Source organism: Hydrogenophaga sp. (assembly GCF_025699295.1).
Taxonomy (GTDB): domain Bacteria; phylum Pseudomonadota; class Gammaproteobacteria; order Burkholderiales; family Burkholderiaceae_C; genus Hydrogenophaga.
Window position 1 is genome coordinate 1 of sequence record NZ_JAILWB010000022.1, and the last position, 24,034, is coordinate 24,034.

Below are 24,034 nucleotides of genomic sequence, written 5' to 3' on the forward strand. Positions count from 1 at the left end.
TGACGGCCAGCGGAGCAACACCACTCAAGCGGCTTGCCTGCAGAACAGCAGTAGGGGCCCCAGCCGGTGCCGGTGCCGGTGCCGGTGCCGGTGCCGGTGCTGGTGCTGGTGCTGGTGCTGGTGCTGGTGCTGGTGCTGGTGCTGGTGCTGGTGCCGGTGCCGGTGCCGGTGCAGGTGCAGGTGCTGGTGCTGGTGCTGGCGCCGGTGGCTTCGGCGCGGGTGTCTGGGCGATGGCATCACCTATGATGGCGCCCCCGCTTGAACTCTCACCACCGCCACCGCCACCGCCACCGCCGCAGGCACTCAGCACAGCCAAGCACAGGAAAGCCAGCGGCAAACCGGATGGGTGAACTCGCGACGCGAGCGTTGGAATGGATGGAGTAGTCATATAGGGTTCATCAAAGACGCGGCGGTGAGTCTGTCAATCGACACCTTCGCCGCACAACCACCCGCAAAACTACTCAATGAAACTGGGCAGAAGCGCGGTCGGAATGCAGTGTCGCTTACCCAGCCGTATGGAAAGTAGATCGAACAGAACAAGCGGCCGAAGCCACCAGCTGAACGGAGTATCTCCACCTGGCTGCCGCGACCTATCACTTCAGGTTAACCTACGTAAGAAGTTGTGCAATTGCGAACGCGCGTCGAGGCCACGCACGCGCCACCTCCGAGACTCAAGGCTGCACATCTATTCTTGCAGTGCGTCACAATTTTTTACGTTTGATGCAGATGAGTTGCCACTCCGTTCTCCGCAACACCCGGTGGTCGAATTTCAACGCGTGACGAGCAGTCCGCCGGCGCTTTGAGGATGGTGGCCAGATCGCCAAGTGAGCGGCGGGTGGCGCGCCGCTGATACAACGCTGCGAGCACGCGGCGTCACACCGTCCCTGGTACCACCACGATCGGTTCCATGTGACAAAAGACCGAGCACATGGAGAACGTATTTCTGTGGCAGAGCGTCAAGCCGCTTGGAGAAGATAATCAACAAGATCAATTGGAGTCCCTGTTGCCCACTGGGCGTCAGATGAGGCGAGACGAATTGTGGCAAAGACCAGCAACCTGCGACGAGCAGATATTGATCAATGATTAAATTTCCATCAAGCAAGCACCTTGATGCCTCACCCTCCATGGGGCTGCGGTTATCTGATCCATCTTATCGAATTCAAGCAAGAAAATTTGTACCGAACAAGACCGGGGGGAACATGTTTCGCCGTCAATGGCTCCTGTCATGGCACACCAATTGTGGTGGCTCGATGTCCGCCCCATCCTTGAATAAAGATGCGCTGCGGAGAAAACAGCGGTATCTCGAGCGCACCGAGCTATCAACTCCATGAAACCCACTCAGATCGACGCATCCTTGGGAGTGGTGGCAATCGGCAGAAACGAAGGTGAGCGACTCCGGCTGTGCCTGGATTCCGTGCGGCACCTCGCTTGGCAGATCGTCTACGTCGACTCCGGGTCGACCGACCATTCAAGAAGCATGGCGGCGGAGATGGGCGCCAGCGTGGTCGAGCTTGATCTGTCTTCCCCGTTCACGGCTGCCCGAGCCCGGAACCAAGGTGCATTCCACCTGCTGAAACATCAACCGGCTACCGAATACATCCTGTTTGTAGATGGTGATTGTGAAGTCGTGCCCGGCTGGTTGGAGGCCAGTACCGCGTTCTTGCGCGACCATCCGGGTTGTGCCGTGGTCTGCGGTCGCCGACGGGAGCGGTTTCCAACGCAAACCATCTACAACCAGCTATGCGACCAAGAATGGAACACACCCGTCGGCGAAGCCCGCCAATGCGGCGGAGATGCCGTGATGCGCGCAAGCGCTTTTACATCGGTGAACGGCTACCGCGATGGCATGATCGCGGGCGAAGAACCGGAGCTCTGCGTCCGCCTTCGCCAAAAGGGCTGGTCGATCCACCGCCTGGACCATGAAATGACGCTGCACGACGCGGCGATCACGCGTTTCGGTCAGTGGTGGAAACGCAGCATGAGAGCGGGGCATGCTTATGCGGAAGGCTCCTGGCTGCACGGACACCCTCCCGAGCGCCATTGCGTCGCCGAGACACGCAGGGCACTGGCGTGGGGTGCGGGCATTCCCGCCATTGCTGTAATTCTGGCGCTAGTTTGGGGACCGGCGTGGCTGGCGCTGTTCGCCATCTACCCGCTTCAATTCTGTCGTCTCTGGTGGAAAACCGGTTCGCGCTTCACGGCATGGTTCATGCTCGCTGGAAAGTTTGCAGAAACCGTGGGCATCCTGAAGTTTCACTGGACCAGGATCAAAGGCGAGTCCGCACGAATCATCGAATACAAATAGCTCGCACCCCTCCCACCCACGCTTCAAAGGTGCACGGAGTCCACATTGAGAAAATTCAAGCATTTCGTGCGTGACACGGCTGCGGAAATTCTGCATGCCAGTCATCTCACGTGCCCTGCTTTCCGAGCGAGAAACAAGCTCACCATAGCGACCTTCCACCGCGTATTGCCCGCCTCGATCCTGGCGCAATATCCGTTGCCGGGAATAGCGGTGACGCCGGAGGAACTCAGGCGTTTCCTGGAAGTTTTCCAGGAGCACTATTCGGTTGGCAGCCTGCACGAAAGTGCAAGACTGCACCAGTCCGATCAGCGACCTGAGAAACCGCTGCTGGCGATCACTTTCGATGATGGCCAGCTTGACAACTACCTCTTTGCTTTGCCCGTGCTGAATGCACTGAACGTTCGCGCAAGCTTCTTTGTCGTCACCGACGCCATTGAAGGCAATGAAGTGCTCTGGCACGACAAAATCGCGTATGCCGTGCAAAAGCTCCAGCAGCGTGATGCTTCCGCCTTGCAGACTTGGCTTTCCGGACTGGGTGTGCAGGGCCATGCTTCCGACCCGGTGAATGCCGCGATAGCTGCCGCCAAACTGCTCGAACCTGGGGAGCGAGCTGGGCACGTGGGTCGACTGGAACAGCTCACGGGGTCTCACATCCGCCCGGACTGGGATGGGATGATGACCTGGGACCAGATCAGGGAGATGCGATCGGGCGGCCACGAGATCGGTTCGCACAGCAAAAGCCACCCTATCCTGCCGCTGGTCTCCGATGAGGCGCTCCACCACGAAATCAGGCATTCCCGAGATCTGCTGGAAGCGCAAATAGATCACGAAGTACGTTCATTCTGTTATCCGAACGGCGACTATGATGAGAGAGTCAGTGCGTGTGTGCGACAGGCAGGCTACGAGTTTGCAGTGACCACGCGCTACGGCATCAACCCGAAAGACAGTGATCCGTACAGCCTTCGGCGGATTGATCTTCAAAGCGGGTATGGAAAGAATGCCGCTGGCACATTCAGATCGAGTGGCCTCCTTCTGCGCATGACTGGCCTGCTGCCCGGCATGTCCTAGGCGCTCTGTACCCCAGAGAACCAACTGAGATTGGACAGCATGAAAAGTGAAAACACGTACGTGTTGATTTCCCCCTGTCGCAACGAATCCCGCTACATGCGTGAGACGTTGGACACGGTAATTGCCCAGTCGACTCTGCCGACGAAATGGGTCATTGTCGATGATGGATCGACCGATGCCACTCCGGAGATCCTGCAGGAGTACGCCGCGAAACATGCCTGGATTCAGATCGTCACAAGAAAAGACCGCGGGCATCGGGCGGTAGGTCCAGGCGTCATCGACGCCTTTTATACGGGCTATGAAGCTATTGAGCCCACCGACTACACATTCCTGTGCAAGCTGGATCTCGACCTGCGTCTTCCACCCAGGTATTTCGAGATTCTGATTGCACGCATGAACGCCAACGCGCGTCTGGCCACCTGCAGCGGCAAGGCCTATGTCATGGAGAACGGCCAGCTCGAACCCGAGCGACATGGAGACGACACGTCCCTGGGCATGACGAAGTTCTACCGCACGACGTGTTTTCAGGCTATCGGCGGTTTTGTCAGGGAAGTGATGTGGGACGGTATCGACAACCACCTGTGCCGCATGCGGGGCTGGATGGCATGCAGCTGGGACGAGCCGGACTTGCGCTTTGTCCATCTAAGGCCCATGGGGTCCAGCCAGGACAGCATCTACGTGGGCAGGATGCGTCATGGCTACGGCCAGTACTTCATGGGCACCGGCCTTTTGTTCATGGCCGCCAGCGCACTCTCTCGCGTCAACCAGAAGCCCTACATCGTCGGCAGCGCGGCCATGCTCTGGGGATGGATCAAGGCGGCGCTCCAGCGCAAGCCACGCTACGAGAACCCGGCCTTCCGACGCTTCTTGCGGCAGTACCAGTGGCGCAGCCTGCTGATGGGCAAGGAGAAGGCGCTTCAATCCATGGAGCATGGCCACTGATGTGCGGCATCGCGGGAATCATCGGTGCGCCAACCGAGAGCAATCAGGCGGCTCTGCGCCGCATGACGGACGCCATGCGGCAGCGTGGACCCGATGGCGAGGGCTACTGGACATCGCCGCTCCATCCAAGCGGACACTGCGCCATGTTCGGGCATCGGCGGCTGTCGATCCTGGATCTGTCACCGCTGGGTGCCCAGCCGATGGTCCATCCAGCGACCGGGGATGCAACCGTTCTCAATGGCGAAATCTACAACTTCCAGGCCCTGCGCACGGAGCTGCCGGATGCGCCTGCGGCCTTGCAGTCCTCCGGTGACACAGCCGTGCTGCTGCGGATGCTGGCCGCCCATGGTGAAAGTGCGCTCCCACACCTGCGGGGCATGTTCGCGTTTGCGTTCTGGAACAAGGCCACCGGCGAGGTGTTGATTGCGCGCGACCCCATGGGCATCAAGCCGCTGTACTTCGCGGCGAATCCCTCTGGAGCAGGAGACTGGTCGTTTGCCTTCGCATCTGAGGTCCGCCCTCTGCTGGCCTCGAGGCTGATCCACGACCCCCGCCTCAACCCCAAAGCGGTCGCTTCGGTGCTGTGGAACGGCTTCACGGTCGCACCGGAAACTGCGGTGAAAGGCATCGAGTCGCTGTTGCCCGGCGAAGCCATGTGGCTCGACGGACAGGGGCGCTTGCTGCGCCGGTTCACCTACTGGCGCCATCCCGAAGCGACGGGGGGACCCGCCGCCACACAGGCAGAGGTTGAGGCCGCGCTGATGAAGTCGGTCCGCGCCCACATGATCAGTGACGTGCCCCTGGGCATCTTCCTCTCAGGCGGCATCGACTCCTCAGCCGTGGCCAATCTGGCCAAACGCGCGGGCGCCGCCGAAATCAATTCGTTCACACTGGTCTTCGAAGAAGCGGATCGCAACGAAGCCTTCTTCGCCAGGCAGGTCGCTGATGCGATCGGAACCCGCCATCAGGAAATCCTGTTGACGCAGCAGTCGTTCCTCGATCACCTGGAAACAGCCCTGGACAGCCTCGACCAACCCAGTTTCGATGGCCTGAACTCCTACTTCATGTCGCGGGCCGTGCGCGATGCCGGCTTCAAGGTGGCGCTCGTGGGCACCGGTGGCGATGAGCTGTTTGGCGGCTACCAGTCGTTTTCCGACCTGCCCCGCCTGCATGCCGGGCTGAAAGCGCTGGACACGCTGCCTGGCGCGTTCACTAAACTTGCGGCTTATATCGCCGACGGGCTCTTCGGCCAGCCGAGTCACGGCTATTCGCCCCAGACCCGATGGGCCAAGCTGCCTGCCATGATCGAACAAGGCGGCTCGCTGCTCGGTCTCTACCAGATCGCCTACGCCCTGTTTCTCCCGCAGACCCAGCTCGACCTGCTGCACGAGAGCATCCGGAGCGAGTTTCTGCCGGACGGGCTGCCCACCATTCGCCGCGCGGCGATGCTGGCCGACATCAAGACACGAGTGCCACTCGACGCCATCAGCGCCATGGAGCACCGCATGTTCCTGGGCGAGCGCCTGTTGCGCGACACCGATGCAGCCAGCATGGCCGCGTCGCTAGAGACGCGACTGCCCTTCGTCGACAAGGAACTGCTCTCAGTGGTCAGCCGCATGGATACCGGTGACCGTTTTTTTCCATTGAAGACCAAGCGCGCCTTGAGACAGGCCGGCCTCAAGGGGCTGGACCCCAAAATGTTCGAACGGCCTAAGTCCGGCTTCGAACTGCCATTCAACCGCTGGCTGAAAAGTTCGCTGGGCGAAGAAGTTGGCGCCACGCTGCTGGACGCGCCGCTGGTGGCATCCGCCGGCCTGCAGCCCGAGGCGGTCGAAAGACTGTGGCGAGCTTTCAGCGCGGGCGCGAAAGGCCTCTACTGGACCCGCATCTGGGCCTTGTACGCCCTGATCCGCTGGGTCCGCGTTCATCGAATCACCATCTGAGCAGCAGACCATGCCCGAGCACCGTATCGGCTATGTGCTGAGCGAATACCCCAAGATCAGCCACACCTTCATTCGCCGCGAAATCGAAGCACTGGAGAGCGCAGGCATCCCCGTGGAGCGTTTCGCCATCCGGGGCTCGAACGAAGACTGGCCCGACCCGGCGGACCAAGCCGAGGCAAGCCGCACCCGCCAAGTGCTGGCGAGCGGGCTCCCCTCGATGCTCGGAGCCATGCTGGAGGTCCTCCTGCGGGCACCGCGGCGGACTTTGCGCGCTCTCGCGCTCGCCACGCGGATGGGGTGGCACGGCGACCGCCCCATACCGGTGCACTGGATCTATTTGCTGGAGGCCGCCCTGATCGCGAAATGGGCGCGCGAGTCAGCCGTCACCCACCTGCACGCCCACTTCGGCAGCAATCCCGCCGAAGTGGCGATGCTGGCTGCCGAGTTGAGTGGAATCGGCTTCAGCTTCACCGCGCATGGCACGGTGGAAACGGACAACGCCGTGGCCATCAAGCTGTCCGAGAAAATCCGCCGCGCCACGTTCGTGGTGGCGGTCAGCGAGTACGGCCGCGCCCAGATGATGCGCTGGATACCGTTCGAGGACTGGCAGAAGATTCACGTTGTCCACTGCGGCATTGGCGCCGACTTTCTCGAACATGAACACACGGACGTGCCCGACGTTGATCAGTTCGTGACGGTGGGGCGGCTGTCGGGCGAAAAGGGGCACCTCGTCCTGATCGACGCACTGGCCCGGCTGATCGCCCAGGGCCACGCCTGCCGGCTGGTGATGGTCGGCGACGGCCCACTGCGAGGCGCCATCGAACAACGCTGCCACGAACTCGGCATCGAGCGTTTCGTCAACATCACAGGCTGGCAGTCCGGAGAAACGATCCGCGAATGGCTGATCGGTTCGCGCGCCCTCATCCTGCCGAGCTTCGCCGAGGGACTGCCTGTGGTGATCATGGAATCCCTTGCGCTCGGACGACCTGTGATCGCCTCATGGGTCGCCGGCGTACCGGAGCTGGTTCGGGATGGGCACACCGGCTGGCTGGTCCCGCCGGGCGATGCAACCGCTCTTGCGAACGCGATGAAGGCCTGCCTCGCATTGCAGCCCACGCAAATGGCCGCAATGGCGAACGCCGGTAAGACCTCAGTGCGCAAAGCTCACGATGCCAGAATCGAAGCGCAGAAACTGATGGTATTGCTCACCCCGACCAACGGGGCAGAAACGGCAGTGCCCTCTGCTCGGCCGGCCACTCCCCTGTGACGTCCGCGACCCGATTTACCAGTACTGCCCGACCGACGCCAGTCCCCACGCGCAGGCATCAATAAACCCTTGAACTTGTCCATTTGAGAAAGCAGGAAGGCCAAATCCATGTCGACAACTTTGTCCACCCACGGGGATAACATGGGTTACCGGCGAGATATAGACAGCCTTCGCGCATTTGCGATTATTCCTGTCGTATTGTTTCATGCGGGCCTAAGTTTCATTCCAGGTGGATTTGTCGGCGTCGACGTATTCTTCGTGATATCTGGTTTTCTGATATCAAAAATTATCATCAGAGAAGTTTGGGAAGAACAATTTTCCCTAATGAAGTTCTATGAGCGTCGCGCCAGAAGGATAATACCGGCGCTCATTGCGGTGGTCAGCATCACGATGATTTTTGGATGGGTGGTCTTCAAGCCAGAGGAGGTGAATGCCCTTGGGAAATCAGCAGCGGCAGCCATTGGCTTCTCATCCAATATATGGTTCTGGAAGTCTGCGCTTGAGTATTTCGGCCCAGCCGTAGAGTCAGCCCCGCTACTGCACACGTGGTCTCTTGCTGTAGAAGAACAGTTTTATATTCTATTCCCGCTGCTGATTCTTGTCATCTACAAGTACACTCCCCGTCATATAGGCAAAATCGTTCTTGCAGTTACGCTGCTGTCGTTTCTACTGGCGACATATATGGTGTACTTGAAGCCGAGCGCCACCTTTTATTTACTGCCAACTCGGGCATGGGAGTTGGGGATAGGGTCAGTACTGGCAATCTACTCATCCCAAATTCGCATTGGATCCAGCCCATTTCGTGAAATCATTGCGATTCTCGGGATTGCCCTTCTTCTATACCCGCTCTTTTTCTACTCAAAATCCATGCCGTTTCCAGGCTGGACCGCGCTCGCGCCTTGTCTCGGTGCAGCCATGCTTATTGCATTGGGCCATGGCAAGCCGGTGCGTGCACTGTCATTCATGCAGTGGAGTCCGTTGGTTTTCGTCGGAAAAATCTCCTATTCGCTGTACCTCGTCCACTGGCCTGTCGCAGTATTTACCAAGTACCTCTCCAATACTGCCACACTGACTTATTCGATGGCGATCTTGGTTATTGCCATCTCGGTAGCGTGCGCTATTTTCTCCTGGCGATTCATTGAGCAGCCGTTTCGCTCCAGCACAGCCAGTACATACAAAATACTTGGATACTCTGGGGGCACAATGACCCTTGTCGCCGCATTGGCCATCGGCATTGCAAGCTTCGATAGCTGGAAGTTCCGCCTGCCCAGCGAGCAGCAGGCGATTGTAGATGCCGCAAATGATAGAGCCGAAACCCCCTCAAACTGCACCCCGCTTTGGATGGAGTTTGGCTTGTGCCCGATCGGCGCCATCAATAGAGAAACAAGCAACTATGATTTCATCTTAATGGGTGACTCTCATGCGCTCTCCATTTCCACTGAAATTAGCGACTCTGCGCGCCTTGCAGGAAAATCCGGGTTGATGATGAATATGATATGCCCGCCTTTATCGGGCGTATTCCGTCTGATCGAACCCAGATGCACGGACTTTACAGAAGCAGTTCTCAGTGAGGTATTGAGAAGAACCGATGTCAAGACCGTGATTCTGCATGCACGGTGGGCCTATTACGAGTCTGGCACGGATATTGACGGAAAAAAGGAAACCGAAAAATACAATTTGCTGCTTGTGCGAGATGCCTTGGACAAAACCGGCAGCAATCCTCACCAGATCTTTGAGCGCGGATTTCGCCGCACCATTGAGCAATTGCTCGATAGTGGGCGTAATGTGATAATTATTGAGGGAGTGCCCGAAGTGGGCTGGAACGTCCCCAATGCCTTGATTCTCAAGGAGCGCTGGGGTATTGAACCTCCTGCCCCCCCATCAATTGAAGCAGTTCGTGCGAGGCAGTCTGGCGCAAGATCAGTGTTTGACCAGTTCAGGGGCCATCCTCGTGTTCACCTGATAGACCCCATACCAGCGATGTGTGGCAATTATGAGTGTCGGGTTGCACTAGAAGGCATACCAGCTTATTACGATGGTGATCACCTGACCAAAAGTGCCGCCAAAAGCCTATTTCGCGAGATTTTCATCAAGGAGATATATGGCAACATGCAGAAACCATCGCAAGAGCAAATGACGATGAAACAATGATTCGTAAACTTCAGAGGGGCCTGTTTATGGAGATCATTCGCCCCGAGGCCGGAGAGATCACTGCCCACACCGCACTGAGAGGCTTGGCTGCGCTGATGGTGGTTCTTTACCACTGCGCACTGACCTCGCCGAACGTTTCGCTCGGGCCTCTCACCGCGCTGATTCAGCGCGGCTACCTGTTTGTCGATATATTCTTCATTCTGAGCGGATTCATTCTGATGCGCCGCTATGGCGTGTCGTTGGCCCATCCGTCCCGCGAGGTATTGCTTCACTTCTGGCGACGCCGGCTCCTGAGGATCTATCCCCCGTACGTCGTCTGGTTGGCCCTGGCCATCTTGGTCTGGTTCTTGGTCGGCATCAGGGGAGAGGGGCCAAAGTACGAGATGGGCGAACATCTTGCGAGCATCTTGCTGCATGTCACCATGGCGCAGTCAATCTTGGGATTGGAAATCCAATACAACGTGCCGCTGTGGTCCATTGCCATGGAAATGGCCGCGTATCTCTTGTTGCCACTGCTCGCCATGGCCGTGGTGCCGCTGAGCAGGTCAGGCCTCCGCGTTTTGGTGGTGATTCTTCTGGCGTGCGTGTGGTCTTTCATTCGTCACCATGGCACGCTGGACGTCATCAGTGGGCCCGGGGCACTCGCTAGATGTTTGATGGGATTCTGCTTGGGAGCGCTGACCAGCCTTCTCACGGGCACGTTGCCCACAGGGCTTGTTCGCTGGAGTCGATCCATATCCATGCTTATGCTCATGCTCACTTTGCTCGCATTCACCACAGGTCACATCTTCATGGGTTATTGCGCTGCGCTGGGCCTGGTGATGATCTCCTCACTGCAAACGACCGGAACCTGGACCCGAACTTGGTTACCCATGCTGCTTGGGCGGGTGTCTTTTTCGCTGTACCTCGCGCACATCCCCGTGATGGCGATCATGGTCCTGCTGGCGGCCAAACTGGAAAGCACCTCCGGCCTTCCTCTTTACACCAGCTATCCGTTGTTTGCCTCGGTAGTCGTCGCTGCTTCCGTGGTGGTTGCGGTCTTCTCATGGAGGTGGGTGGAAATCGGACTGACGGCTCGCGTCGGATCGATACTGGGCAATCGGCGACTTGCATAGGGGTGTTTCGGCGAATCCAGAGCACCTGAGGCAAGTCGTGCATCGACGCTGGTGCCACACAGCTCGCCCACGCCAAGCTGTCAGCAAGGGACCGCTTCAAGCAACGCATTCGGTGCAAGTGAGGCGGCGACTTGCTCAGGATAGGCAACCGTATTGAGCAGTTCACGCTTTTGCCATCTGACTGAGAACTTCTTAAATTTTGGCCGAATATACTGCTGTGATGAAGCGAAATGCCGCTGAAATGTCGGCCAAAAATGCTCTGTGCGTCGATCTGGACGGAACACTGATTCGCACTGATCTGACATTCGAGTCTCTGCTGGCCGCTTTAAAACTGCGGCCCTGGCTGGTCCTTCTGCTGCCCTGGTGGTTGCTCCTGGGCAGGAGCCACTTGAAACACCAACTGGCGCAATGGGGGCAAATCGATGTGTCTGTGCTCCCATACCGCTCGGAAGTGATCGATCTGATCCAAAGCGCCAGGCAGGCCACTCGACCTGTGATCCTGGTCACGGCAAGCCATGAGATTCTGGCGAGGCACGTGGCAGAGCACTTGCCCATCTTCGACTCAGTGCTGGCGACCACCGCAGATCAGAACCTGAGTGGACACAACAAGGCCGCCTTGCTGGAGCGCGAGTTTGGTGTCGGCCAGTTCGAGTACGTCGCCAACGGGTGGGCGGATCTGTCTGTCTGGAGAAAGTCCGGTGCGGCCGTGACTGTCAACGCCCCGTCCCGTCTCGTCCGCCAAGTGGCTGCGATAGGGATACCGCACCGGGATATCCCAGATCCGGGAAGTAGTTGGCAAACCTGGACTCGCGCTATCCGCTTGCAACAATGGCTCAAGAACCTTTTGTTGTTCGTTCCGATCATCACGGCGCACGAATTGCTGAACGGACATGCTTTGGTTGCAGCTGCACTGGCGTTCCTGAGCTTCGGCGCCTGCGCATCGGCCACCTACATCATCAACGACCTGCTCGATCTCGACGCTGATCGGCACCATCACAAGAAAAGATTGCGCCCCTTCGCGGCCGGTACCATTGACGCGCGAGCAGGCTCAGTGGCATTGCTGATGCTTCTGTCGGCAGGGCTGGGTGTCGCATGGTTTCTGCCGATTGGCTTTCAGCTCATGCTCGGCACCTATCTGGTGACGACTCTGTTGTATTCGCTGTGGCTCAAGCGAGTGGCCAGTCTGGACGTGATCGTGCTGGCTGGCCTGTATACCTTGCGCATTGTCGCGGGCGCACTGGCAACGGGCATCAACCTGTCTTTCTGGTTGTTGGCATTCTCGATGTTCATCTTTCTATCCCTGGCCTTGGTCAAGCGGGTCGCCGAATTGGTCGAATTGCGGAAAAAGGAAGCATCCACCGGCGCATCTCTTGGAAAACTTCGTGGTCGCGAATATGCGACCGAAGACGTGGTCGTGCTTCAAAGCTTGGGGGCTGCCAGCGGCTACCTTTCTGTCCTGGTGCTCGCGCTCTACATCCACAGCCCCGAGGTCTCGGAACTCTATCGATCGCCGGAGATACTCTGGCTCATCGCCCCACTGATGCTTCTATGGGTGACGCGTCTCTGGGTTGTCACGGCGAGAGGCTACATGGATGAGGACCCCATCTTTTTTGCGGTCAAGGATCCTGAGACATGGGCAACAAGCCTTGCGATTGCTGGCATTCTGTTTGCGTCCACGATGCTGTCGATTTGAACATCAAGTCACACATGTGAAGTAAGTTTCGGCCCACCCCCTAAACACCCGTCATTTTCAGAACTTGCTCCATTGATCACATGACCGCAGCACACCCCTCCTCAGGAAGACCCGGCATTGTCGATGCGCAGCATCTGATCTGGATACTTCTACTCGCGCTGGGACTTCGGTTGCTCTGGGCCTGGTGGATCCCGGTTATCCCGCTGTCAGATGGCAAAGCCTACGATGCTTTCGCGCGGACTCTGGTCGAACATGGAACGTTCGGCTGGAACATCGACCAACCTACGGCGTTCTGGCCCCCCGGCACGACCTTCCTGCACGCGGTGGTGTACTGGTTGTTCGGCTTCAACCACCTTCCTATCGTGGCCGTGAATATCGGGCTGTCACTGGGTCTGATTGTCGTCTGCGCCCGCCTTGCCGCCCGATTCTGGGGGTCTCGGATCGCAACGCTCACGGCGCTGACCCTTGCTTTGTGGCCGACGCTGGTCATGTATCCGACCATACTTGCCAGCGAATTGCCTTTTTTGTTTCTCACGCTGCTCTCGCTGGACGTCTGGAGCAATGAGAACGTTCGGCCATTCCGCAAGGGGTTGGGGGTTGGCCTTCTGCTGGGATTCGCTGCATTGGTGCGCCCCCAGGCGCTGCTGCTGCCGCTGTTGTTTGCCTTCTGCGCAGCGGCAAGCGCCGGCATGGCTTGGGGAACCATCCGATCTCAGCTTCAACTTCTGATCTCTGTCGGAGTCGTCATGGCCGTCGTGATTGCGCCTTGGACCTGGCGGAATTACCAGCTCTACGGCGAACCCGTTCTCATTTCCACCAATGGCGGGATAACGCTTTGGATGGGCAATACGCCTGGCACCGACGGTCGATATATGTACGTACCGGAAGAATTTGGCGCGTTGCCGGAGAACGAAAGAGCCAGAACCATGGGACGACAAGCGAAAGCGTATATACAACAGGATCCGCTCGGCTTCCTCACTCGGGCCGTGCGCAAGGTGGTGCTCTTGTATGCCAACGAGTCCGTGGGCGTGGGATGGAATGCCGACGGCATCAAGCAGGCACTGGGGGAGCCCTGGGTACACGGGCTCAAACGCTTTACGCAGCTGACATGGATGCTGATTCTTGGCTTGGCGCTGATAGGCGTGGGTGCGACTGTCCGTCAGCAAGGCTGGGGCCGAACGCTGACCTCACCCTTTGTCTTGAGCATTCTGTACTTCACGGCTATCCACAGTGTGGTGGTGTCTCAGGAGCGCTACCACCTTGCGTTCGCCGGGCAGATAGCCATCCTGGCGGCGGTGGGTGCTGCCTGGCTCTCGGATCGGCTGCGCTCCAGACGGAATCCACATTGAAGACGCAGCAAAGCTGACTTCTTTTTCTTCGCTTCATATTCATTGGCAACATGAACACTGATACAGCCCTTGGACCGCGCTCGATCATGAACGCGGCCTCCAAACTTTATGCGAATGTTGGAACCAGCATGGTCCGGTTCATGCAGAGCTATAGGTCCTACATCTGCCCACTGCATGAAGTCATCAACGAGGTGCCCGAAGAATCGAGGGTTCTCGATGTCGGTTGCGGCAATGGTCTTTTACTCAATCTGCTGGCCGACTTGGGGCGCATCAGGCACGGCCATGGATTTGATCTGTCCGAACCCGCCATCGATGTCGCCAGGCAAGTGGCGCTCAAACATCCCCCTGGCCGCACCATCAACTTTGAAAGCAGATCCGTGAACCAGGGCATCCCTCGGCTCGGATTTGAAGTGATCACGGTGATCGACGTCCTGCACCACATTCCGGATGCCTACAAGGAACCGTTCGTGGCCGACCTGTGTGACGCGGTGCCAAGGGGGGGGAAACTGATCATCAAAGACATGGTCTGCAAACCGCGGTGGCGAGCGGCCGCCAATCAGTTGCATGATCTGGTCATGGCGAGGCAATGGGTGCATCACGCCGATCCGGCGACAGTAGAGCAATGGATGGCGCAAAAAGGCATGGTGGTTCGCCGGCGGGCAACGTTCGACACGCTGTGGTACGGCCACTGGTTGCTGGTCATGCAGAAATGCCCGGGCAGCCAACCCCAGGGCGGCATCGGTATTCCCGACCGAGAAAAGCAATGATCGATCGGACCGTTCCGGGCACCCCTGGTCTCACAATGGCACGCGCCGCGCCGACCTTTGCCGACGAGGTGTACGTGCCCACAAAACAATGGGTGCTGAAATGAGCGTGTATTCCACCATTTGCGGGTTTGACCTGGTCAGACACGGCATGCTGAGTTGTCTGGACGACCTCCTGCAGCGCGCCCAAAATGGGCAAGGTGCATGGCTCGTGACCCTGAACACGGAGATGCTGGCCCGATGTGCTCGCGATGCCTCCTACCATGCATTGATCCGGCAGGCCGACATCATCACGGCCGATGGCATGCCCCTGGTCTGGGCCTCTCGATACAAGGGCATCGTCATTGCCGGACGAACCACCGGCGTCGACCTCGTGGACGCCTACTTGAGGGCCCCCCAGATTCCCGCCTACGCCATCATTGGAGGACAAAAACCCCTGGCCACGCTGGCACGCTATGAGCCGGCGGCCAGGGAAGCCTGCCGCTACCTGTTCGATGGCAAGGTCGACCTCGGTGATGCGCAATTGAGTCAGTTCTCCAAGGAGCTGGAAGAACAGAATGTACGCGTCGTATTCATCGCGCTGGGCGTGCCCAAACAGGATCGGCTTGCACTCCAATTGCGTGTCCGATTGCCTCATCTGGTGGTGTTGGGCATCGGTGGGACGTTCGAAATCCTGGGACCCAGCAGCAGCCGAGCACCCGTCTGGATGCAACGAGCCGGGATGGAATGGCTCTACCGGCTGGGCAAGGAGCCAGGCAGGCTCTGGAAACGCTACCTGATCAGTTACCCCACTGGAATCAGGATGCTTGTCAAGGACTGCCTGAAGGCTCGAAACTGAACAATCAAGCATGGCCGACGCCCGCAACACGGGCAAGAAGCGGCATCGGTCGCTTCTGAAGCATAAGGTAGACTGCCCTCTCGAATCATCAACCCAGCGATACGGCGAGCTTGGCGAGTGGGCGCTGTCAGCCGGATGAACGCCTTCATGGCGCGGAAGTGGTAGAGCGTGTACGAGTCTTTCTACGGTCTTCGCGAGAAGCCCTTTTCCATCCAGCCCGACCCCGACTTCCTCTACATGGGCAAGCGTCATTCGCTGGCCTATACCATGCTGGAGTACGCCATCCACAACCGAGCAGGCTTCACGGTCATCTGCGGAGAAATCGGTTGTGGCAAGACCACGCTGATCCGTCGTCTTCTGAATGAGTTGGGAAGCGAGGTCAAGGTCGGACTGGTGACCAATACACACCCCGACCTTACCGATCTCACCGAGTGGATCATGCTGGCGTTTGGCCAACCCTACGAGGGGCTGACACCCATTGCGCGGTATGACGCCTTTCAACGCTTCCTGATCAGCGAGTACAGCAAAAAGAACAGGGTGGTGCTCATCGTCGACGAAGCCCAGAACATCAATCCGGCGGCGATGGAGTCGCTGCGCATGCTCTCCAACATCAACGCGGACAAGGACCAGCTCTTGCAAGTGGTGCTCGTCGGGCAACCCCAGTTGCGCACCTTGCTCCAGCGCCCTGAATTACAGCAGTTCGCCCAGAGGGTGGCAGCCGATTTCTACATCTCTCCCCTGAATTCGGTGGAGGTTGGCGACTACATCGATCACCGGCTGAAGGTGGCCGGTCGGGAACGCCAGTTGTTCACGCCATTGGCCACAGCCAAGATCGCCAAGGCCGCTCATGGCATTCCGCGCAGCATCAACATCCTCTGCGATACCACCCTGGTGTATGGGTTTGCTGCGGAAGCACGGCTGATCGATGTTCATCTGGTCGACGAAGTCCTGAACGACCGCAGTCAGTATGGCGTTCTGGGCGACACCAACTTCAGAAACAGCAAGTCTGGAGACAGCCAGTTTGGAGACAGCACATTTTCGATACCACCGGAATCCCCAAAAGTGTGACCGAGCACACACCGTCACCACAAATGGTCGAGTCATAATTACTTACCCGTGGGGGGAGGTATATACCGGGTAACGTACCTGCGAGAACAGTGTGAACACACGATCAGACGCATCGAACGACATCGCCATCGTCGGCATGTCGGCGCACCTGCCGGGTGCGGTCAACCCAACAGCCTACTGGTCCAACCTGCGCCAGGGCATCGAATCCATCCGCCGCCTTACTGAGGCCGAGCTGCTGGCCGCAGGTGAGCGCCCAGAGCGCATGCGGCACCGCAACTATGTGCCAGCCGCGGCGGTACTTGATGGTTTCGAGCAATTCGACGCTGACTTCTTCGGGTTCAGTCCCAAGGAAGCGGCCATCATGGACCCCCAGCATCGGCAGTTTCTGGAGGTCGCCTGGGAAGCACTGGAGAGCGCTGGCCACCCGCCAGAGTCTTTCCCCGGTTCGATCGCCGTCTATGCCGGATGCGGCATGGGCAGCTATTTCTATTTCAACATCTGCTCCAACCCCGATCTGGTCGCCAGCACAGGCATGTTCCTGCTGCGCCACACCGGCAACGACAAGGATTTCCTGTCCACCCGGGTCAGCCACATCTTTGACCTCAAGGGACCCAGCGTCAACATCCAGACTGCATGCTCCACGTCTCTGGTGGCAGTGCACTATGCCTGCCAGGCCCTGCTGGGCGGTGAATGCGACATGGCCCTGGCCGGTGGCGTGACCATCGAGCTGCCTCATGCGCGTGGCTACATCTTCCAGGAGGGCGAGATTCTCTCGCCCGATGGGCACTGCCATGCCTTCGACCACAGGGCCGAGGGCACCGTGTTTGGCTCGGGCGCAGGTGTGGTGGTGCTGCGCCGCCTGGAAGACGCCCTGCGCGATGGCGATCACATCTGGGCCGTCATCAAGGGAACTGCTGTCAACAACGATGGCGCGGCCAAGGCAGGCTACCTTGCCCCCAGCGTGGACGGTCAGGCCAAGGCCATTGCCGAGGCGCAGGCCGTGGCAGGGGTATCGGCCGACACCATCGACTACGTGGAATGCCATGGCACCGGCACCTATCTTGGCGACCCCATCGAGGTGGCCGCGCTGACCCAGGCGTTCCGGGAAACCACGCCGGAAAACGGGTTCTGCCGCATTGGCTCGGTCAAGACCAACATCGGCCACCTCGATACCGCCGCCGGCGTGGCCAGCCTCGTTAAGGTGGCGCTGGCGCTCAAGCACCGCGAGATCCCGCCCAGCCTGGGCTACGAGCGCCCCAACCCCTCCATCGACTTTGATGACAGCCCGTTCCAGGTCAACCATGCGCTGAGCCCGTGGGTGTCGCACAAGGGGCCACGCCGCGCTGGCGTGAATTCGTTGGGCGTGGGCGGCACCAACGCACACGCCGTGCTGGAAGAAGCGCCCGACGCAGCGCCGAGCGAGCCGTCAGACTGGCCTTTTCAGCTGCTGGTGGTCTCGGGTCGCTCGCGCGCGGCGGTGGACGCGAACGCCAAAGCTTTGGCCTCGCACCTGCGCGCCCATCCCGAGCAGCCGCTGGCCGACGTGGCCTACACCCTCAAGCAGGGCCGCCGCGCTTTCGAACACCGGCGCGTGCTGGTGGCCGAAACCCACGAGGAAGCCGCGACTCTGCTAGAGGGCACCGACACCCGCCGCGTGTTCACCCACAGCCACCTGGGCGACGACCCCGAGGTGGTATTCATGTTCCCAGGCGGAGGCGCGCAGTACGCAGGCATGGCGCGTGAGCTCTATGCAACCGAGCCGGTGTTCCAGGACTGGATGGACCGCGGCCTTGCGGTTCTGCAGCGCCAGCTGGACTATGACATCCGGGCCCTCTGGTTGCCCGAGACTGACCAGCACGCCGAGGCGGTGGAACAACTCAAGCGTCCTTCGGTGCAGTTGCCGCTGATCATGATCGTGGAATACGCGCTCGCGCAGCTGTGGATCTCCTGGGGTGTGAAACCGGCGGCCCTGGTGGGCCACAGCATGGGCGAAAACACCGCCGCCTGCCTCGCGGGCGTCATGTCCTTCGAGGACTGCATCGGGCTGGTGTTGTTGCGTGGGCAGTTGTTCGACACTGTGCCGTTGGGCGGCATGCTCAGCGTGCCGCTGCCGGCTGCAGAAGTTCGTGGCCTGCTGGGCGACGAGCTGGACATGGCCAGCGTGAACGCGCCGGAGCTCTGCGTGGTCTCCGGGCCTCAGCACGCACTGGACGCACTGGAAGCCAGCCTGAGCGCGCGCGAGATCGAACCGCAACGCATCCAGATCGACATCGCTGCGCACTCGCGCATGCTCGAACCCATTCTGGGTCGCTTCGAGGCCTACCTGCGCGGCATCCGTTTGAGCGCCCCTGCGCTGCCCATCATCTCCAACCGCGATGGCAAGCCCTTGAGTGCGGCACAAGCCATCGACCCACTGTATTGGGTTGGTCACTTGCGCAACACCGTGCACTTCGCTGATTGCATGGCCACACTGAAAGGCGAAGGCCAGCGGGTGTATCTTGAAGTGGGGCCTGGCAAGACACTGGGTTCGCTGGCGCAGGCCAATGCGATACCTTCGAATCAGGTCATCAATTCGCTGCGCCACGCGGAACACGCGGTCGCTGACGACGTGTGGTTCCTGGGTACGCTGGGCCGCCTGTGGGCCACCGGCGTGCAGGTCGACTGGGAGCCGATCTGGGGTGAGGCCCGTCGCCACCGCATCCCTCTTCCCACCTACGCCTTCCAGCGCAAACCGTATTTCATCGAGCCCGGCGTGGCCCGCCACGAGCCATCCGAACCGGTGCAACTGACGCGCACCGACGAGGTGGCCCAATGGGGCTACCAGCCGCGCTGGCGCCCACGTCAGGCTGGCGTGAATTTCGATGTAACCCAGGACCTGGCCTCCACGCTGGCGCAAAGCTGGCTGGTGTTCATGGACGAGGCTGGCCTGGCCGACGCGCTGGTGCAACGCCTGCAAACAGCGGGACACCGTGTCACGCTGGTACGTGCGGGCGACATGTTCGCCCGTGTGAGCGAGCACGAATACCTGCTGGCGCCGGAACGCGGTCGCGAGGGCTACGACGAGCTGGCGCGCGACCTCATGGCCACGGGCAACCCGCCCCAGCAGATCGTGCACGCCTGGCAGGTCACGCGCGCAGAGCGCTTCCGCCCGGGCAGCAGTTTCTTCCACCGCAACATCGAGCAAGGGTTCTTCAGCCTGATGTTCCTGGTACAGGCACTGGCGGAAGAAAACCTGCCCAAGCCACTGCACCTGACCGTGCTGAGCACGGGTGCCGTCCGCGTGCGGGACGAGGCCCTGCCCTACCCCGAAAAGGCGACCCTCATGGGGCCGGCCCGAGTGGCACCTCGAGAGTTGCCCGGCCTGACCTGCACCGTGCTCGACGTGGTTCTCCCGGTGCCGGACAAAGGTTGGCGATCCAGACCACAGCCCGACGCCTTTGGGGATCTCGCCGATCGCGTGCTGGAAGACCTGTTTGCCCCACCCGGCAACCGCATCGCTGCGCTGCGGGGTGACAAGCGATTTGAACTGGGCCATGCCCTGCTGGCCCTGCCAGACAGCGGACAAATGCCGCAACTGCCCGACAACGCCGTGTGCTTCATCACGGGCGGTCTGGGTGGCATAGGCCTGACAGTGGCTGAGCGCCTGGCGCGTGAAAAGCGTGCGCGCCTGGTTCTGCTGACGCGACAACCCTTGCCCCCGCCCGACACCTGGGACGCCCTCCTGCGCGGCAAGGATGCGCAAAGTGCGCAAGTGCAGCGCATCCAGGCAGTGCGCAGGCTCCAGAGCCTGGGTGCCGAGGTGCTGGTGATCGCGGCCGATGTGTGCAACGTCAAGGACATGCAGGCTGCCGCAGAACAGGCCCGCCAGCGGTTCGGACGCATCCACCTGGTGGTGCATGGTGCTGGCGTGGTGGACGACGGGCCACTGCTGACCAAGACATCCGGCGCGGCGGAAGAAGTCTTCGCACCCAAGGTGCACGGGGTGCAGATCCTGCACGAACTCTTCCCCGATGGCAGCATCGACCTGCTGGTGTTGTTCTCCTCAACCAGCACCATCACGGCACCCGCAGGTCAGGTGGACTACGTGGCTGCCAACGAATACCTCAACGCCTACGCGCACAGCCGAGCGGGCGGGCGCACGCGGGTGATGGCAATCAACTGGGGCATCTGGAACGAGGTGGGCATGGCCGCCAAGGCCATGGCCAGCCGTCTGGGCGAGGCCGCGCCGGCACCACGCCATCCTGCGGGCAGCCCGCTGCTGGACGAGGCCACATTTGACGCCGCCGGACACCGCCTGTTCACCGCCCAGTGGCGTACCCAGAACCGCTGGATCCTGGACGGCCATCGGACCGCCAGCGGCCAGGCTCTGCTGCCAGGCACCGGCTACCTGGAACTGGCTGCGCAGGCCTTGCGCGGCAACGGCGAGCACGGCCCGTTCGCCATCCGCGATCTGTATTTCTTCCGTCCACTGGAGGTCAATGACGGGCAAACCCGCGCGGTGCGCGTCAAGCTCGGCCGCAGCGACGAAGGTTATGCGCTGGAGGTGCGCAGCGATGTCGTGTTCGAAGGGCGCCAGGGCTTCCAGCTCAACGCCCAGGCCACGCTGGTACCCGGCACCCTGCCCACGCCATCCGCCATCGATACCGCTGCGGTGCTGGCGCGTTGCGCGCGAAACCGCGCTGACGATCCCGCTGGTCTGCGCTCACCACAGGAACAGCACCTGAACTTCGGTCCACGCTGGCGCGTGCTGCAGTCGGTGGCCTATGGCGAGGGCGAAGGCGTCGCCCGCCTGCAGCTGCCCAGTGCATTCCATGGCGATCTGGCGGAAGGCTACCTGCTGCACCCTGCCCTGCTGGACCTGGCCACCGGATGGGCCATGAACCTGATCACCGGCTACGCGCCCGACCACCTGTGGGTGCCAGTGTCGTACCGCGAAGTGCGGGTTCACCGCCCACTGCCGGCGGACATCTGGAGCTGGGTCCGCAATGCCGGAGACAACCGCGCCGACGCGCCATTTGCGGTGTTCGACGTGATCTTGTGCGACGCGCAGGGCGAGGTCTGCGTGGAGGTGCAGGGCTTTTCCATCAAGCGCCTGCAGGAAGGCGGCTTCGCGGCATCTCACAGCCGGCTTGATGCGCGCGAACTGGTGTTCGACGACGCCGTGCGAACCGATGCGCAGGTTCGGCTTTCGGCCGCCGAAGAACAATTGCAACACAACATCTCACTGGGCATCCGCCCGGCTGAGGGAGCCGAGGCGTTTGGCCGCGCGCTGGCCACCGGCTTGCCCCAGGTCGTGGTGTCGTCCATCAACCTGGATGCGCTCGTGCGACAGGCGGACCAGTCCGTGGTGGCCGACGCTGGCTCGGGTCAGAAATTCCAGCGCCCAGACCTCGACAGCGACTACGTGGAGCCGCGCAATGACGTGGAGCGCACCCTGGTGGGTTTCTGGGAGGAGCTGCTGGGCGTGAACCAGGTCGGCGTCGAAGACAGCTTCTTCGACCTGGGTGGCCATTCGCTGATCGCTGTGCGCCTGTTCGCCATGGTCAAGAAGGCCTACCGGGTCGAGTTCCCGATCTCGGTTCTGTTCGAGGCGCCCACTATCGCCTTGTGCGCCGCCATGATCCGCGAACGCACGGGGGACGCGTCGACCGACGCAGCCGCCCCGGCCACCGGTGCGAACTCCGCCCTGCTGCCCAAGCGCCGCTTCACCCACCTGGTGGCCATGCACGACGGGGAAGGCGGCGAACACACTCCCTTCTTCCTGGTGGCGGGCATGTTCGGCAACGTGCTCAACCTGCGGCACCTGGCTCGCCTCATCGGCGTGGGACGCCCCTTCTACGGACTCCAGGCTCGCGGCCTCTACGGCGACCAGAGCCCGCACGAGACCCTGGTCGAGGCAGCCACCGACTACATCGCCGAAATGCGCCAGGTGCAGCCCCACGGGCCCTACCTGCTCGGTGGCTTCTCCGGCGGCGGCATCACGGCCTACGAAATCGCCCGCCAGCTCGAAGCCGCCGGTGAGCAAATCGCCCTGCTGGTGATGCTCGACACGCCCCTGCCCGTCGGCCCGCCACTGAGCCGCATCGACAAACTCCTGATCAAGATAGCCGAGGCGCGCCGCAACGGCCCGGGCTTCCTGTGGCAATGGGCGAAGCGCCGCCTGGAGTGGGAACTGCGGCGCTTGCGTCACGGAGCCGACACGGGGGTCACGCACAATCCGCACCAGTTGCACAATGCCGCGATCGAGGCAGCGTTCCGCAGCGCGCTGCCGCGCTACGAGGTGCATGGTTGGAATGGCCCTGTGGTGCTGTTCCGCCCGCCGCTGGACCGTCGCTGGAGGATCACCGGAGGACGCTGGGTCAACAGCGACCGAGATGTCGTCTATGAAGACAACGACTGGACGCGCTACGTGCCCGACCTTCGCGTGATCGAAGTGCCTGGTGACCACGACTCCATGGTGCTTGAACCCAACGTGCGGGTGCTCGCCAGCCACATCAAGGCCTGCATCGACTCTGCCGAGTCTCAGGATGTGCGTAGATGAGCGCCACACGCCCCCCCAAGCTGCTCACGGCGCTGCTGAACTTCCGCACCGCGGACATGACGCTGCAGGCGCTGGAAGTGGCCGTGCGGGAGATGGAAGGTATCGACGGCGTGATCAACGTGGTCGACAACGCCTCGGGCGACGGCTCGTACGAAAAGATCCGCGACACAGTCAAGGCGAGGGGCTGGGACCGGGTGCAGGTGATCGCATCGGATCACAACGGCGGCTTCGGCGCCGGCAACAACGTCGCCATCCGCCATGGTCTGCCCGATGGCACCGTGCCCGATTTCGTGTACCTGCTCAACTCGGATGCGTTCCCCGAGCCAGGCGCGGTGCGCACACTGATCGACCACATGGTTGCCCACCCCAGGGTTGGCCTGGCGGGCAGTCGCATCCACGGCCAGGACGGCGCCTACCACCAGACCGCCTTTCGCTTCCCGACCATCCAGAGCGAATTCGAGGGCGCGGCCTGCACCGGCCCCATCTCGCGCCTGCTCAGGAACTACATCGTGGCATTGCCCCCACCTGAGCACTCCCAGCCTGTGGACTGGGTGGCCGGGGCCAGCCTGATGATGCGGCGCGACATGCTCGACCAGATCGGCATGTTCGACGAGCGCTTCTTCCTGTACTTCGAAGAAACCGATCTGTGCCTTCGCGCCCGCCGTGCCGGATGGAGCACGGTCTACGTGCTGGAGAGCCGCGTCATGCACATCGGCTCGGTCTCCACCGGCATGAAGGGCTGGAAGCGCACGCCGGGCTACTGGTTTGACTCGCGTCTGTGGTACTACACCAAGAACCACGGCACCTTCTACGCCGCCCTGGCAACGTTGTCTTTTGTCGCAGGCTCCCTCATCCTGAGGGCGCGGCGGGTCTTTGGAAGGAAGCGCGTGGAGCGACCGGACCATTTCCTGGGCGACCTGGTGTCACACGCGCTGCGCAAGCTGTGGCAGCGCAAGCCCATGGGCAGCGCGCACCGTTGACGTCTTCTCA

At 60.8% G+C, this 24,034-nt stretch carries 15 protein-coding genes; all 15 read left to right on the top strand.

Translation table 11 applies throughout. The annotated features are described in order from the left end of the window. Window positions 1-66: 66 nt before the first annotated feature. The 15 genes from K5880_RS19800 (at window position 67) to K5880_RS19870 (ending at window position 24,024) form a co-directional block, all read left to right on the top strand. Window positions 67-246: a hypothetical protein gene (locus K5880_RS19800; RefSeq protein WP_297656486.1), complete on the top strand. Its 180-nt coding sequence runs from the start codon at window positions 67-69 to the stop codon at window positions 244-246. Window positions 247-1,327: 1,081 nt separating this feature from the next. Further along, window positions 1,328-2,305, top strand: coding sequence for a glycosyltransferase family A protein (locus K5880_RS19805; RefSeq protein ID WP_297656489.1), 978 nt, complete (start codon window positions 1,328-1,330; stop codon window positions 2,303-2,305). A gap of 45 nt (window positions 2,306-2,350) precedes the next feature. After that, complete coding sequence (locus K5880_RS19810; RefSeq protein ID WP_297656492.1) at window positions 2,351-3,373, top strand: polysaccharide deacetylase family protein; 1,023 nt, start codon at window positions 2,351-2,353, stop codon at window positions 3,371-3,373. 39 nt (window positions 3,374-3,412) lie between these two features. Beyond that, on the top strand, window positions 3,413-4,315 hold the full coding sequence (locus tag K5880_RS19815) for a glycosyltransferase family A protein (protein WP_297656495.1): 903 nt from the start codon (window positions 3,413-3,415) through the stop codon (window positions 4,313-4,315). Beyond that, on the top strand, window positions 4,315-6,258 hold the full coding sequence (gene asnB / locus K5880_RS19820) for an asparagine synthase (glutamine-hydrolyzing) (protein ID WP_297656497.1): 1,944 nt from the start codon (window positions 4,315-4,317) through the stop codon (window positions 6,256-6,258). Before K5880_RS19815 ends, asnB begins: the two co-directional genes overlap by 1 nt. A 10-nt stretch (window positions 6,259-6,268) precedes the next feature. Beyond that, entirely contained in the window at window positions 6,269-7,525 is a 1,257-nt protein-coding gene (locus tag K5880_RS19825; RefSeq protein WP_297656500.1) for a glycosyltransferase family 4 protein, read from the top strand. A gap of 108 nt (window positions 7,526-7,633) precedes the next feature. After that, complete coding sequence (locus tag K5880_RS19830) at window positions 7,634-9,676, top strand: acyltransferase family protein (RefSeq protein WP_297656502.1); 2,043 nt, start codon at window positions 7,634-7,636, stop codon at window positions 9,674-9,676. Between the two features lie 26 nt (window positions 9,677-9,702). Further along, entirely contained in the window at window positions 9,703-10,791 is a 1,089-nt protein-coding gene (locus tag K5880_RS19835) for an acyltransferase (protein ID WP_297656504.1), read from the top strand. 220 nt (window positions 10,792-11,011) lie between these two features. Then, on the top strand, window positions 11,012-12,484 hold the full coding sequence (locus K5880_RS19840; protein ID WP_297656507.1) for a UbiA family prenyltransferase: 1,473 nt from the start codon (window positions 11,012-11,014) through the stop codon (window positions 12,482-12,484). Window positions 12,485-12,564: 80 nt separating this feature from the next. After that, window positions 12,565-13,833 (top strand): glycosyltransferase family 39 protein, encoded by a 1,269-nt coding sequence (locus tag K5880_RS19845; protein ID WP_297656510.1) that lies wholly within the window; start codon window positions 12,565-12,567, stop codon window positions 13,831-13,833. A 50-nt stretch (window positions 13,834-13,883) separates the two neighbouring features. Continuing rightward, window positions 13,884-14,600: a class I SAM-dependent methyltransferase gene (locus K5880_RS19850; protein WP_297656512.1), complete on the top strand. Its 717-nt coding sequence runs from the start codon at window positions 13,884-13,886 to the stop codon at window positions 14,598-14,600. A gap of 100 nt (window positions 14,601-14,700) precedes the next feature. Further along, window positions 14,701-15,435: a WecB/TagA/CpsF family glycosyltransferase gene (locus tag K5880_RS19855; RefSeq protein ID WP_297656516.1), complete on the top strand. Its 735-nt coding sequence runs from the start codon at window positions 14,701-14,703 to the stop codon at window positions 15,433-15,435. Between the two features lie 168 nt (window positions 15,436-15,603). Beyond that, the gene (locus K5880_RS19860; RefSeq protein WP_297656519.1) at window positions 15,604-16,503 is read left to right on the top strand and encodes an AAA family ATPase; all 900 of its coding nucleotides are present in this window, start codon (window positions 15,604-15,606) and stop codon (window positions 16,501-16,503) included. 91 nt (window positions 16,504-16,594) lie between these two features. After that, window positions 16,595-23,044 (top strand): type I polyketide synthase, encoded by a 6,450-nt coding sequence (locus K5880_RS19865; RefSeq protein WP_297656522.1) that lies wholly within the window; start codon window positions 16,595-16,597, stop codon window positions 23,042-23,044. Beyond that, the gene (locus K5880_RS19870; protein ID WP_297656525.1) at window positions 23,041-24,024 is read left to right on the top strand and encodes a glycosyltransferase family 2 protein; all 984 of its coding nucleotides are present in this window, start codon (window positions 23,041-23,043) and stop codon (window positions 24,022-24,024) included. Before K5880_RS19865 ends, K5880_RS19870 begins: the two co-directional genes overlap by 4 nt. The last annotated feature ends 10 nt before the right edge of the window (window positions 24,025-24,034 follow it).